Raw genomic sequence first — 12,515 nt, forward strand, 5'->3', positions numbered from 1 at the left:
GCAATCACACCTCCAAAATGGCTTTGATGACGCCGGCTTCGGGGCGCAACCATTCGGTAAATAGCCCGGGAGCGTCCGAAAGAGCGCCGCGATGGGTATTGAGGGCAGCCGTCGGCACTCGGCCCGCTTCCATCTGCTTCACGACCTCGGCAAAGTCGTCCGGCTGGGCATTTCGGCTGGCAAACAACGTCGTCTCGCGCTTATGGAATTCCGGGTCGGAAAAGGTGATATCCTGGCGCACGACGCTGACGAGAACATAGCGTCCGGCATGGGCAACGAAGCCGAAGCCGCGCTGCATGGCGCCGGCATTGCCCGTGGCATCGATGACGACATCGAAGAAATCGCCATCGGTCAGGCGTTTGGCCTGCGTTTCCGCCTCTTCGTTGGCGAGGAGGACCCTGTTTGCGCCGAGCGCGTCGATCGTGAAGGCGAGGCGATCTTCGCGCACGTCCATGACTGTCACATCGGCGCCGCGGGCCTTGGCAAAGATGATGGCTGACATGCCGATCGGTCCTGAGCCGACGACGAGGACGCGATCGGAAGCCTGGATACCGCCGCGCTTGACGCCATGGGCGCCAATCGCCAGGAATTCGATCATGGCCGCCTCGTCGAGCGAAGCCTTGCCCGCCGGGATGACATTCCCTTCGGGAACGCAGAGATATTCGCACATGCCGCCGTCCCGATGCACGCCGAGCACGGCGATGTTCTGGCAGGCATTGGTGACACCGCGGCGGCAGGCCACGCATTTGCCACAGGAGAGATAGGGGACGATATAGACGTTGTCGCCCTTCTTCAGCCGCGTCGATCCGGCCGCATCCTCGATCACTCCCGAAAGTTCATGGCCCATGACGCGCGGATATTCGAGGAAGGGATGCTTGCCCTGGAAGATATGGAAATCAGTCCCGCATATGCCCACACGCTTGATGCGGACCAACACTTCTCCATTGGCAGGAACGGGAATATCCCGCTCGATCAACGAGAGCCGGCCTGGTTCGTTGCAGATCAACGCTTTCATCATTCACTCCTCGTCCGCAGGGGCCAGCCCGCTGAACCGCTTTTCGGATCGCAGGGAGCGCCGCACGGGCGGCGCTCCGGCTTTTCAGGATAGCAATTGATCTTACGTCTTCGGCATTTCGGCCGGAAGCGCGACCCCATTATACTTCTGATAAATCGCGCTGAGCTTGCCGTTGGCAAGGTTTTTCGCGATCCATTCGTTCAACGTCGCCTTTAGCGCGTCGTCGCCCTTGCGCAGGCCGATGGCGTAAGGATTGGTCTTGAGGACCAGCTTGACCTCGAGCGGATCGTTCGTCCGGCGTTGATTGACGGCGGCCATGATCTGCGGCGAGGACGCCATGATGTTGACCTGGCCGGAAACCAGAGCTGTGATCAGCGTCGCGTCGTCGTCATAGCGGACCATTTCGGCATCCTTGGCCTGATTGGTCGCCTCCTTGTCATTGGTCGAGCCGCGGGTGGTTCCAAGCCGCTGGCCGACTAGATCCTGAAGGCTCTTGATTTCGGTGCTCTTCGGCGCTGCGATCACAATCTGGATGACGCCGTAGGCATCAGAGAAGTCGATGACCTTCTTGCGTTCCTCGTTGACGCTGAAGGACGCCATGACGATGTCTGCCTTGTTCGTCAGGAGGAACGGCACGCGGTTCGGGCTGGTGACCTGAACGATTTCCAGCGGATAGCCGAGATCCGAAGCAAGAAGCTTGGCGGTCTCGACATCGGAGCCGGTCGGTTGCATTGCCGCATCACTCATGCCGAACGGCGGCGAACCGAGGTCGACCGCGATAAGGAGCTTCTTCCGCGTCTTGATGGTCTCAAGTGTATCGGCCATGGCTTGACGCGCATTGACGCCCAGGAATGTTGCCCCGGCCAGCGCCCCGGTTACGCCTGCAAGGAAAGTTCTACGTTTCATATTCTCCATCCCTTTGTCTTTCCAAAAAAATCTTTTCCCGTTTCGGTCTTAGAGACCGCTACCCACGAAGTCCCGCAGCTCCTTAGTCTGCGGATTGTCCAGCATTGCACCCGGCCCGGTTTCCCAGACCTGCCCCTGGTGCATGTAGACGACCTTCGACGCCACCTTGCGGGCGAAGGCCATTTCATGCGTGACGAGGATCATCGTCATGCCGCCGCGGGCAAGATCCTCCATGACCTTCAGAACTTCACCGGTCAGTTGCGGATCGAGAGCGGACGTCACTTCGTCAAAGAGCATCAGCTTGGGCTTCATGGCCAGGGAGCGGGCGATCGCCACACGCTGCTGCTGACCGCCGGAAAGCTGTTCCGGATAATGCTCGGCCTTGGCCTCGAGACCAACGCGACCGAGCACCTCGCGCGCGAGATCACGGGCGGCAGCCTTTCCGAGCTTCTTCACGCAGGTTGGGGCGAGCATGATGTTCTGCTCCGCCGTGAGGTGCGGGAACAGATTGTAGCTCTGAAAAACGATGCCGACGTCGCGACGCAGCGCGCTCTTGTTGAGCTTGGAATCATGGACCGCGTGATCGCAAACCTCGATCGTGCCGCTCTCGATGGTCTCCAGCGCGTTGATGCAGCGAAGCGCCGTCGATTTTCCCGAGCCGGACTGTCCGATGACGGCGGCAACCTCGCCGCGCCCGACTTCGAACGACACACCGTTGAGAACCTTGACTGCACCAAAGGCTTTGTGGACGTTTGCGAGTTTAACGATGGATGACATTGAGCTTCCTCTCGAGGTTGCGGCTCCACAGAGAGAGCGGAAAGCACATGGCGAAGTAAAAAACTGCCACCACGATGAAGACGGTGAAGGGTTCGAAGATCGAGTTGTTGATGAGCTTGCCGGCCTGCGACAGTTCGACGAAGCCGACAACCGAGGCGAGCGAAGTGTTTTTGACGATCTGCACGAGAAAGCCGACGGTCGGCGGTGTTGCAATGCGCAGCGCCTGCGGCAGGATGACCCTGATCATGCGCTGCCAGCGCGATAGCGCCAGGCATTCGGCTGCTTCCCATTGTGTTTTAGGCACGGACTCGATGCAGCCGCGCCAGATCTCGCCGAGAAAACCGGAAGAGTAGATGGTGAGGCCGGCGGCTGCAGCCACGATTGCCGGAACCTGATCGAAGCCCAGGATCGCAATGCCGAAATAGATGAGGAACAGCAAAACGAGCAGCGGCGTGCCCTGGACGAGCTGGATATAGCCCGCCGCCGCCATCCGCAAGGCGGCGAGGCTGCTGACGCGCGCCAGCGCGACAAGGAAGCCGAGAATGCCGCCGCCGACGAAGGCGATTGCTGAAAGCCCGATGGTCCAGAGCGCGGCCCAGCCTAGAAATTCCAGATGAACGAAGCCGAATGTTGTCATCGTCGCGTCCTTTAAAGTGCTGTGCCGAGCTTGCGCCGGCGCACAAAGATCGCAAGGCCGAGGAGCCAGAGAGCAATGCGTACCACGAAGGACAGGAAGAGATAGAGAATGCCGACGACGATATAGGTCTCGAAGCTGCGGAATGTGTCCGACTGGATGCGGTTGGCGACGGCGGTCAGTTCCTCGGCGGAAATTTGCGAGGTGATCGAGGAAGCGAGCATCAAGAGAACATATTGGCTGGTCAGCGCCGGATAGACGCGCTCGATGGCAGGGCGGATGATCACATGCCAATAGGTCTGGCCGCGCGACAGTCCGAGGCACTCCGCCGCTTCGAGCTGAGCCTTGTGGACGGATTGCAGTCCGGCACGAACGATCTCACATGTATAGGCGCCGACATTGACGACGAGGGCTATGACGGCGGCTAGATTGGCGGAAACATGGACGCCAAGTGTGGCTATGCCGAAATAGACGAGGAATACCTGCACGAGCAGCGGCGTATTGCGGATGACCTCGACGTAAGAGGCGACGATGGTGCGAACCCAAGGCCCTCCATCGGCGCGGCCAATAGCGCAGAGTGTACCGAGAACGAAGCCGATGACGGTGGAAACGACCGAGAGCTGGAGTGTCAGCCAGACGCCGAGTGCAAACTCCTTCCAATAAGGAAGGAGGGAATCAAAATCAAATTGATAGCTCATGCAGTCTCTCCGGAAGCCGGATAGCGCGAGACTATCGATCGAAGGATCGGTGCCTCATAGGCCATCGGCGCCTTCCCGACCCAGCCCAGGAAGGCCGCGATGCGTCGTTCAACCTTTTGAGCATGATGTTGCGCAATATCGGCTATGCGGTGGTTGAGAAACGGATTGGAGAAGCGATCAAGCGTGGTGGCAACGTACGACCGGGCTTCGTCATCCATGCCCTTGAAGGCGAAGCCCGGGATGACTTCGGCGCTATAAAGGGCTTCTAACCGCCGCCTAATGTTCGCATCGCCAAGCATGCCGCGCACCGTCTGGTCGCCCGCATGGCCTTCGGTCTGCCAGATCTCTGCGAGATAGGTATGACCAAGGTTCAGGATATGAAGCTTCAGGCGTTCGTAGGATTCCAGATCGGGCGTAAGCACTATCTGCTCGTGCACGCATGGCAGCTGCACGCCCGGTGCCTGCCGGATCGCCCAGAGCGCATAAGGTTCGGCAATGGCGCCAACCGGCTCGATGGGTTCGGAGACGATCCTGTCGACAAGCGTATCGGCGAAGGCGACCTCGCGGTCGAGCCATACGAAGAAGTCCGCCGGCACATCGTTCAGCTGCGCGCTCTCGACGACCGCCTTCTTGAGAAGCTGGCCATTGCTTGTCACCAGTTCGCAAGGCAATATTACGAGCGGACGCGCGGTTGACTGCCAGCGACAATAAAGAAGAAATGCCAGCTTTGCCGGGAATGATTTCGGGGCGCGATCGGTCGATGAGAATCGGTCCTCGCTGGCCACGGTCCGGTAGCCGGTGTCGCCCGTATTGGAGACAACGAATTCCGCCTCGTGAGTAAACAGCTTGACGATCTCGGCCCAGTCGCTTGCTGCCGACAGGCCGCGGTCGATGCTTTTCACATGCACCGTGCGGTCGATCGTCCTGCCTTCCGACATGCCGCGGATGATGACGGGATAGCCCTCGGGCCGGCCGAAGGCTGCGACGCGGCCACTTCGGCCACTGTCTCCCGAGGTCTGGACAACGGCGATCGGGCCGACCGTCTGGCCGGCTTCGGCGGCCTCGTGGACGAAGAATGCCGCATGCGCCTGCAGGAAGCGGCTGGTCCCGAATTGGATGATGCGGCCGCTCACGCGTTTGTCTTTCCGAAGACGGCGCGAGCCGGTGCCATATTGGCAAAGTCAATCCCGGACAAGCTTCGATCCTCCCTCTCGCTGTCTCTTATATATTTAAGACAGGTGTGATTTCGCGCGTCAACTGTTTTTTATATAAATAAATCGGCTATATATTAGGGTGGATCGCAAGGGGGCACTTTCGAATGAAGGGGAACGCAGTCTACAAAGGTGCATATAATCGCTGTCTGGACTATCTGGCCGATGTGGCGATTGATGCGAAATTGCCATCTATGTCGGAATTGGCACTAAGACTGGCGGTTAGCCGGACAACGGTGCGTTCGGTTTTGGCGACGCTGACAAGTGCCGGAGTTTTGCGGCTCAATGAGATTGGTCATTCCTTGCAGCGCGCGCCGCACGCTCAAGATTACTTCCCCGAAAAGCAGACTATGTCGGCTGCTGCAGCCGTCGAGCGACGGTTCATGGAGTGGATCCTGCAGGGAGACTTTCGTGCCGGACAGCCGCTGAATAGTGCGGAACTTGCGCGCCAGTTTGGTACTTCGACCACGACAATTCGCGAATACCTCACGCACTTTCATCGCTTCGGGCTGATTGAACGCCGCCCGAACAGCGCCTGGGTATTTCGAGGCATCACTGCAGAGTTTGCCGAAGAAGTCTACGAGGTTCGCGAAATGTTCGAGATGCGCTCAGCCTCACACCTGATCCAAATGCCCAAAAGCGCACCTTGCTGGCGCGAGCTTGCCGAGATCGAAACGCAGCATCGCGACATTCTCGCCGACATTGATCGCAGATATAAAGAGTTTCCCGCTTTGGATGAGCGCTTGCATCGGCTGGTACACGACGCATCGCGTAATCGATATGTGATCGAATTCTACAATATTACCTCGGCTATCTTCCACTACACCTATCAATGGAACCGCGATGACGAAAAAGAGCGGAATACCAGGGCGCTGAAGGAGCATCTCAATTATATTTCTAGCTTGTGCGACCGGGACATCGACGCAGTCGAGGCTACGCTTAAGTCCCATCTCGATAGTGCGAGAGTAACGCTGATGAAGTCGATTGAGATAGGCCCCCCTTAGGGTAAAATACCTTTTTGATCATGAGACGACGAGTTGTTCAGTTTCACAATGCTTTGATCCAGATTTGCACGCGAGCCGATTCAACACTCGAGCTAGAATGCCGTTACTGCTGCGCCGTGCATTGTCGATACGATAGGCAAGCTGTGCTCGTGTTAGGCCAAGCAGGCGAGCGGCTGCCGAAAGGTCTCTTGTGCTTGCAAGAAGGGCCTTGCAGTAGGACATAGAGCGAAGTTTCGAACTGGATGTGGTAATGAGGACGGCGAAGATGCTGACCCATTGATGAAATATGGAACGAGATGAACCCATCCCATGCCGAAAGCAGCGGCCCGCGAAAGATTAGGCTCTATGAGCAGCTTCACGAGCGATTGAGAACGGAGATTCTCGCTGGAGCGGTGCCTGAGGGTGTTGTGTTGACCGAGGCCGCCCTTGTCGATCTGGTCGGTAGCAGCCGGGCGCCGGTTCGTCAGGCATTGCAGATGTTGTTCGAAAGCGGCCTGATCGCGCGTCTTGAAGGACGGGGCTTCATCGTCGGCAGCGCGGGAACTCCGCCGAAGCGGATCAAGCTCGGCGATTATCTCGGCAAATTGTTCGATGACGATGGCGACAGGCCGATGTTCGCATGGCAGTCGCTTTACGAGGATGTCGAACGCATCGTCGTCCATCGCTCTTTTTTTGGCCGATATCGCATCAATGAAAACGAGTTGGCACGGTATTTCAGCGTTGGGCGCGCAGTAGCGCGCGATGTGCTGTTGAGACTCGAGACGCTCGGCATCATTGAAAAGGACGATAGTTTTCGCTGGTCGATCGTCCCGCTCGACAGCCAGCGCATCCGCGATCTCTACGAAGTGCGCGAGCAGATCGAGCCGGTCGCGCTTGCCAGCGCCTTGGACGGACTTTCCAGGGACCATGTGGACACAATGCTCGTGCGCCTGTCGCAGGCGCTTGCGGATTATCCCAACGTCTCGGCCTCGGCAATGTACGAGCTGGAGCTGGACCTGCATCTGCGCAGCCTTCAGGCCTGTCCGAACAAGGAATTCCTGAATATTCTGAAGCGAACGCACTGCATCCTGACGCTCAGCAAGCACGTCGTCGGCAGCCGCATCAAGAGGCCGGAATACGAGCCGTTTCTCGGAGAGCATATCGGCGTGTTCGAGATGGTGCAAAAGCGCGACGAGCAAGGGCTGCGGAAAGCCATGCGCGATCACATCAGCAATTCACAGCCTAGTGTGCAGGCGCGCGCCGCCTTTATACGCGAGCATTACCAGCCGGACGAATACAGCTTCATCACCTGATTTGGGACGGCGTCAGGTAATGGCGCCGACCTGCCAGGGAACGAATTCATTATCGCCATAGTCGAAGGTCTCGCTCAAGGTCTTCTTGCCGGAGGCGACGGCGATGATCTCTTCGAAGATCCGTTCGCCGGCCGCCTCAATTGTGTCGTCGCCGCTTACGATGTCACCGCAATTGATGTCCATATCCTCGCGCATGTGGTTGTACATCTCGGTGTTGGTGGCGATCTTGATGCAAGGCGCAGGCTTGAAGCCGGAGACGGAGCCCCGACCCGTCGTGAAACAGATCACATTGCAGCCTCCGGCGACCTGGCCGGTGACTGCGACTGGATCGTAACCGGGCGTGTCCATGAAGACGAAACCGGGTTCGTCGACGATTTCCGAATATTCGTAGACGGCTTTGAGTGGCATGGAACCGCCCTTGGCGACCGCCCCGAGCGATTTTTCGAGGATCGTCGTCAATCCGCCGAGCTTGTTTCCATAAGACGGGTTGTTGTTCAGTTCCGCGCCGTTGCGGTGGGTATAGTCACGCCACCATTCAATCCGGGAGAGCAGCTTTTCGGCGACGGCGGGCGTAACCGCCCTGCGCGTCAGCAGATGTTCCGCGCCATAGATCTCCGGCGTTTCCGCCAGAACCGAAGTGCCGCCATTGCGCACGAGGAGGTCGGAGGCATAGCCGAGCGCCGGGTTGGCCGAAATGCCCGAATATCCATCGGAGCCGCCGCATTCCAGCGCAAGCTTGATACCGGAAAGCGGCTGGACAGTGCGCTTGGCTGAGTTCACCTCCGGCAGCATGTCTTTGATCATTTCGGAAGCGGCGGCGATCGTCTTGCGGGTGCCACCGAGATCCTGGATCGTCATGGTGCGTAGCCGGTTTCCTTCCTCCAGCTTGTAATGTTCCAGGATCGGCGCGATCTGATTGGTTTCACAGCCAAGCCCGATCATCAGGATGCCGCCGAAATTCGGGTGCCGTGCATAGCCCTGGAGGGTACGGGCCAGATAGCGATAGCCTTCCGACTGAGTGTTAATGGCGCAGCCGCCGCCATGGGTCAGCGCTACGACACCATCGACATTGTCGAAGCCCTCAAGCCCGCCGGTGCGATTGAAATGTTCGGCGATGTATTTCGAGACAGTTGCCGAGCAGTTGACCGTCGTGATGATGCCGATGAAATTGCGCGTGCCGACGCCACCTGCGCCACGGTTGAAGCCCATGAAGGTCCGACGGCTCTCGCGCGGCAGCATGCCGGTTTCTTCGATATCGACACTGAACTGATAGGAATGGTCGGATTCGATTACCGCCAGGTTCTGCAGATGAACATGGCCGCCGGCCGGAATGAACTGTGTCGTGACGCCGATCGGCTGACCGAACTTGCGGATCTCCTGGCCTGCCTGGATGTCACGCACCGCCACCTTGTGCCCGCGCGGGATCTGGTCGACAGCAGTCAGGCCGTCAATGCCGGTCGCGCTGCCGGCGCGGATCATCGCGCGAGCGACCGCGACATCGTCAATGGGGTTGAGCAGGATGACAGGCGAAACGGCGGACATGGGAAGTTCCGTATGGTTGGATTAATGTCTATTGCTAGCAATAGACGATTGTTCGAGGGAAGACGTCAAGCAAGATCGACGTCGCTGGCAAGGCTTGCTTTCAGTCGCGCGGTTGGCGCGCCAACCAGGCGGAAAGATCGGCTTCCGCACGTTCGAGCGCGCTGTGGTTGAGTAGTTTTCTTAGGAAGGCCACGGCGACCGCGCGCGCTCTCAGATTAAAACGGCCATCATCCTCTTGGCCGCCGAGCGGCTGATAGACGCCGAGTTTCACATAGAGCTGCTGCAATCGGTTCTGGACGCTGCGGACCGAGAGATTACGCCTTTGAGAGATGGCACGATCGGTCAATCCAAGGGCGATATCGATCAAGATCTCATATTCTGCCTCGGTGAAGCCGTTGACGTTGCCGAGGCTCTTTTGCTGCATGCCGCGCACCTCGCGGTCGATCACGCACTGACTTTCGATGAAGATGCTGCGCAGCGCTAGTTTCAGCCGGTCGTCCGAGGCCGATTTCAGGACATAGCCATAGACCGCGCCGGCAGGCACGATGCGCGAGACGCCGCGAACATAGGCCTCGTCCGAATAGTTCGACCAGAAAAGGATGCGCGTCTCCGGTCGCTCCTTCCAGATCGTGCGGGCCGCCTCGATGCCATTGCGCTGGCTCATCTGCAGATCCATGACAATATGAGACGACCTTAAGTCTCTTGCCAGCCGTTCGCCCGCATTGCCATTTTCAGCCTCCAGCACGCCGTCGCATTCGGGAAGGGCAGCACGGATCGCCTCATTGAGATAGGAGCGATGGAGCGGGTCGTCTTCGATGATCAGAACCTTCATGCGGCAGCTCCTTCGTCCCTCTGCGCCTTGGCGGGCAGGCTGACGCTGACGATCGTTCCACCGGAGGCGGCTGCGGCCTTGATCGCGAAACGCGCTGAGATCAGCCGCGCGCGCGTCCGCATGTTTTCGATGCCGCCGCCAGATAATCTGCGGGTATTTCCAAGTCCGACACCGTCATCCACGACATCAATGGTGACCGCACCCTCAGCCGTTTTCAGATGAACCGCAATGTTGCCGGCCTGGGCATGGCGAATGGCGTTGTTGATGGCCTCCTGCGCGATGCGGAACAGGGCAATGGACACCGACTGTTCAAGACAGTCGATCGCGCCGCCGGTCTCGTCGTCGATTGTCCAGGTCAAAGTCGCGCCGCTTTCCTGGATCGACCGTTCGAGATGGTTCTCGATCGCCTGGGCGAAGCCGAACAGTTGAAGGACAGAGGGCTTGGCCTCCTCGATAATCTGGCGGAGATCGTGCATGCTGTGTTGCAGTCCGCGAAAGAGCGGCTCAAGCGCTTCACCGGTCACATCGGGCTGGCGGGCGAGCCTTTCCAACCGACGGGAGAGGCGGGTCAGATCGGCGAGAATCTGGTCGTGCAGGTCCATGCCGATGCGCTGACGCTCAGCCTCCAGCGCCTCAGTCAGCTTCAGAGCGCCGAGGCGAAGACCCTCCTCACGGGCCCGCGCCTCGGCTTCCACGATGGCCGAGCGTTTAGCCTGGTCGGCGGCGCGGATAGCGAAAAAATGGGGTGCTAGCAGATCGGCAATGACGCGGGCGCTTTCCAAGTGCTGCATCGTGTAGAAGCTGGTCTGGTGGCTCGAGCAGGAAAGCGCACCGATGACATGACCCTGTACCTTCAGGGGCACGTGCACGCGGCTATGCAGCGATTGATGAAAGATTGGGTGTGAAAAAGCGCCCTGGAAATGGAATTGCGGGTCGTTCCAGGCATCGTCGGTTAAGAGGTAATCTGTCTCGCCCCAGAGAAGCGTGCGAATGGGGCTGTTGCTGACCGGCGCCGGAAACCGGCGTCCCCAATCGGTTTCGAGCCCGCTCTCGTAGGCCGTGTGAAATTGCTCGTCCACGAGCATGATACAGACGTCGAGATGGTCATGCGGGATGACATGGCTGATTTCTGCGGCGACAGCCTGGATGACGGAGTGAAAGTCGAGCTGGCCGGCAAGAAGCCTCGATATGTTGAGATAGTGGTCGAAGACCGATTGCGGCGCCAGATCGCGCAAGACACGCCCTCCCCAGGCAATGCGCAGACCTCTGCTCCTCCGGCTGCGCAGCATGCAAATTTCCAGCACCATTAAGCGCCGATCCGAGCGATCCGTCTTGCGGATTTGCGCATCTTTTCTGCGGGATCCCGCAAGGTCCAGCCCTTTAAGCGCCTGTACAAGCGTCACAATCTCGGACATCCTGTTTCTACTGACAGGGTAACCTTCAGTGCAAATACTATTTTCGATCGTTCGTTGAGGAGCGCGCTCGAAAATCTTTGCCTGGAAGATGAAGTACAGGCGCTTTGGGAGGAAAAAATGAATATTGCCAAGATGCTTATGGCATCCGCCGTCATCACATGTGTTGCCGCGCCGGGTGCTGCTTTTGCAGATACGTCATCCAAGAAAATTGCCTTGTCGAACAATTATGCCGGTAACTCCTGGCGCCAAGCTATGTTGACCAGCTGGCAGAAGGTGACGGGCGAAGCGGTCAAGACTGGCGTCGTTGCCGCGGCCGACCCGTTCACGACGGCTGAAAACCAGGCTACCGAACAGGCTGCCCAGATCCAGAACATGATTCTGCAGGGCTATGATGCGATTGTTATCGACGCTGCCTCGCCGACCGCGCTGAATGGCGCGATCAAGGAAGCATGCGATGCCAAGATCGTCGTCGTTTCCTTCGATGGCATCGTCACCGAACCCTGCGCGTGGCGCATCGCCGTCGATTTCAAGGGCATGGGTGCCAGCCAGATCGAATATCTTGCCAAGAAGATGCCAAAGGGCGGCAATGTACTCGAAATCCGTGGGCTCGCCGGCGTCTCTGTCGATGACGAGATTTCGGCCGGTATCCACGATGCTGCCGCCAAATATCCGCAGTTCAAGATCGTCGGCTCGGTTCATGGCGACTGGGCTCAGGATGTGGCGCAGCGCGCTGTTGCCGGTATCCTGCCGAGCCTTCCCGATATTGCCGCGGTCGTGACCCAGGGCGGTGACGGTTATGGTGCTGCCCAGGCCTTTGCCGCCGCCAAGCGTCCAATGCCGACCATCGTGATGGGTAACCGCCAGGATGAGCTTGCCTGGTGGAAGAAGGAGAAGGATGCCAGCGGCTACGAGACCATGTCCGTCTCGATCGCGCCCGGCGTCTCGACGCTCGCCTTCTGGGTCGCCCAGCAAATCCTTGATGGCCAGCCGGTGAAGAAGGACCTTGTCGTGCCGTTCCTGCGCATCGATCAGGACAATCTCGAAACCAATCTTGCCAACACGCAGGCGGGCGGTGTCGCGAATGTCGAATATACGCTCGACGACGCCAAGAAAGTCATCGCGGCGGCGAAGTAACCGATATCTGCGAGCCGTAGAGACGGGCGCTGCCGGTAAAAAGGCGGCGCCTGCC

Annotated in this window: 13 protein-coding genes; 3 read left to right on the top strand and 10 right to left on the bottom strand. The window is 58.8% G+C overall.

What is annotated here, in order from left to right:
• Nucleotides 1-4: 4 nt before the first annotated feature.
• From ACYJRZ_RS16095 to ACYJRZ_RS16120, 6 genes are all read right to left on the bottom strand, one after another.
• Nucleotides 5-1,015, bottom strand: a complete 1,011-nt coding sequence (locus tag ACYJRZ_RS16095; RefSeq protein ID WP_459460618.1) for a zinc-binding alcohol dehydrogenase family protein — start codon at nucleotides 1,013-1,015, stop codon at nucleotides 5-7.
• A 102-nt stretch (nucleotides 1,016-1,117) separates the two neighbouring features.
• A complete protein-coding gene (locus ACYJRZ_RS16100; protein ID WP_459460411.1) occupies nucleotides 1,118-1,921 on the bottom strand; it encodes a transporter substrate-binding domain-containing protein in 804 nt (267 codons plus the stop codon).
• Nucleotides 1,922-1,969: 48 nt separating this feature from the next.
• Nucleotides 1,970-2,698: an amino acid ABC transporter ATP-binding protein gene (locus tag ACYJRZ_RS16105; RefSeq protein ID WP_459460413.1), complete on the bottom strand. Its 729-nt coding sequence runs from the start codon at nucleotides 2,696-2,698 to the stop codon at nucleotides 1,970-1,972.
• On the bottom strand, nucleotides 2,682-3,335 hold the full coding sequence (locus ACYJRZ_RS16110; RefSeq protein ID WP_459460415.1) for an amino acid ABC transporter permease: 654 nt from the start codon (nucleotides 3,333-3,335) through the stop codon (nucleotides 2,682-2,684). The genes ACYJRZ_RS16105 and ACYJRZ_RS16110 overlap by 17 nt, the downstream gene beginning before the upstream one ends.
• Before the next feature lie 11 nt (nucleotides 3,336-3,346).
• The gene (locus tag ACYJRZ_RS16115) at nucleotides 3,347-4,030 is read right to left on the bottom strand and encodes an amino acid ABC transporter permease (RefSeq protein ID WP_459460417.1); all 684 of its coding nucleotides are present in this window, start codon (nucleotides 4,028-4,030) and stop codon (nucleotides 3,347-3,349) included.
• A complete protein-coding gene (locus ACYJRZ_RS16120) occupies nucleotides 4,027-5,163 on the bottom strand; it encodes a mannitol dehydrogenase family protein (protein ID WP_459460419.1) in 1,137 nt (378 codons plus the stop codon). Before ACYJRZ_RS16120 ends, ACYJRZ_RS16115 begins: the two co-directional genes overlap by 4 nt.
• 185 nt (nucleotides 5,164-5,348) lie before the next feature.
• Between ACYJRZ_RS16120 and ACYJRZ_RS16125 the strand changes: the two genes are divergently transcribed.
• Nucleotides 5,349-6,245, top strand: a complete 897-nt coding sequence (locus ACYJRZ_RS16125) for a GntR family transcriptional regulator (RefSeq protein ID WP_459460421.1) — start codon at nucleotides 5,349-5,351, stop codon at nucleotides 6,243-6,245.
• Nucleotides 6,246-6,263: 18 nt separating this feature from the next.
• On the opposite strand, the gene ACYJRZ_RS16130 is transcribed toward ACYJRZ_RS16125, so the two are convergent.
• A complete protein-coding gene (locus ACYJRZ_RS16130) occupies nucleotides 6,264-6,551 on the bottom strand; it encodes a helix-turn-helix domain-containing protein (protein WP_459460423.1) in 288 nt (95 codons plus the stop codon).
• Between ACYJRZ_RS16130 and ACYJRZ_RS16135 the strand changes: the two genes are divergently transcribed.
• Nucleotides 6,542-7,537 carry a GntR family transcriptional regulator gene (locus tag ACYJRZ_RS16135; protein ID WP_459460425.1) on the top strand — a complete coding sequence of 332 codons (996 nt, stop codon included), beginning with the start codon at nucleotides 6,542-6,544 and terminating at the stop codon, nucleotides 7,535-7,537. The genes ACYJRZ_RS16130 and ACYJRZ_RS16135 overlap by 10 nt on opposite strands.
• 12 nt (nucleotides 7,538-7,549) lie before the next feature.
• Here ACYJRZ_RS16135 and ACYJRZ_RS16140 read toward each other — a convergent pair whose 3' ends face one another.
• From ACYJRZ_RS16140 to ACYJRZ_RS16150, 3 genes are all read right to left on the bottom strand, one after another.
• On the bottom strand, nucleotides 7,550-9,079 hold the full coding sequence (locus ACYJRZ_RS16140) for a UxaA family hydrolase (protein ID WP_459460427.1): 1,530 nt from the start codon (nucleotides 9,077-9,079) through the stop codon (nucleotides 7,550-7,552).
• A gap of 100 nt (nucleotides 9,080-9,179) precedes the next feature.
• The gene (locus ACYJRZ_RS16145; RefSeq protein WP_459460429.1) at nucleotides 9,180-9,911 is read right to left on the bottom strand and encodes a response regulator; all 732 of its coding nucleotides are present in this window, start codon (nucleotides 9,909-9,911) and stop codon (nucleotides 9,180-9,182) included.
• On the bottom strand, nucleotides 9,908-11,146 hold the full coding sequence (locus tag ACYJRZ_RS16150) for a GAF domain-containing sensor histidine kinase (protein ID WP_459460620.1): 1,239 nt from the start codon (nucleotides 11,144-11,146) through the stop codon (nucleotides 9,908-9,910). The genes ACYJRZ_RS16145 and ACYJRZ_RS16150 overlap by 4 nt, the downstream gene beginning before the upstream one ends.
• Nucleotides 11,147-11,443: 297 nt before the next feature.
• Here ACYJRZ_RS16150 and ACYJRZ_RS16155 point away from each other — a divergent pair, with 297 nt between their 5' ends.
• On the top strand, nucleotides 11,444-12,460 hold the full coding sequence (locus ACYJRZ_RS16155) for a substrate-binding domain-containing protein (protein WP_459460430.1): 1,017 nt from the start codon (nucleotides 11,444-11,446) through the stop codon (nucleotides 12,458-12,460).
• The last annotated feature ends 55 nt before the right edge of the window (nucleotides 12,461-12,515 follow it).

The sequence above is a fragment of the Rhizobium sp. No.120 genome (assembly GCF_054558365.1).

What these genes read in the sequence shown, in the direction of transcription:
- ACYJRZ_RS16095 (WP_459460618.1), bottom strand. Translation starts at nt 1,015, where the DNA reads ATGAAAGCGTTGATCTGCAACGAACCAGGCCGGCTCTCGTTGATCGAG.
- ACYJRZ_RS16100 (WP_459460411.1), bottom strand. Translation starts at nt 1,921, where the DNA reads ATGAAACGTAGAACTTTCCTTGCAGGCGTAACCGGGGCGCTGGCCGGG.
- ACYJRZ_RS16105 (WP_459460413.1), bottom strand. Translation starts at nt 2,698, where the DNA reads ATGTCATCCATCGTTAAACTCGCAAACGTCCACAAAGCCTTTGGTGCA.
- ACYJRZ_RS16110 (WP_459460415.1), bottom strand. Translation starts at nt 3,335, where the DNA reads ATGACAACATTCGGCTTCGTTCATCTGGAATTTCTAGGCTGGGCCGCG.
- ACYJRZ_RS16115 (WP_459460417.1), bottom strand. Translation starts at nt 4,030, where the DNA reads ATGAGCTATCAATTTGATTTTGATTCCCTCCTTCCTTATTGGAAGGAG.
- ACYJRZ_RS16125 (WP_459460421.1), top strand. Translation starts at nt 5,349, where the DNA reads ATGAAGGGGAACGCAGTCTACAAAGGTGCATATAATCGCTGTCTGGAC.
- ACYJRZ_RS16135 (WP_459460425.1), top strand. Translation starts at nt 6,542, where the DNA reads ATGAACCCATCCCATGCCGAAAGCAGCGGCCCGCGAAAGATTAGGCTC.
- ACYJRZ_RS16130 (WP_459460423.1), bottom strand. Translation starts at nt 6,551, where the DNA reads ATGGGTTCATCTCGTTCCATATTTCATCAATGGGTCAGCATCTTCGCC.
- ACYJRZ_RS16140 (WP_459460427.1), bottom strand. Translation starts at nt 9,079, where the DNA reads ATGTCCGCCGTTTCGCCTGTCATCCTGCTCAACCCCATTGACGATGTC.
- ACYJRZ_RS16145 (WP_459460429.1), bottom strand. Translation starts at nt 9,911, where the DNA reads ATGAAGGTTCTGATCATCGAAGACGACCCGCTCCATCGCTCCTATCTC.
- ACYJRZ_RS16155 (WP_459460430.1), top strand. Translation starts at nt 11,444, where the DNA reads ATGAATATTGCCAAGATGCTTATGGCATCCGCCGTCATCACATGTGTT.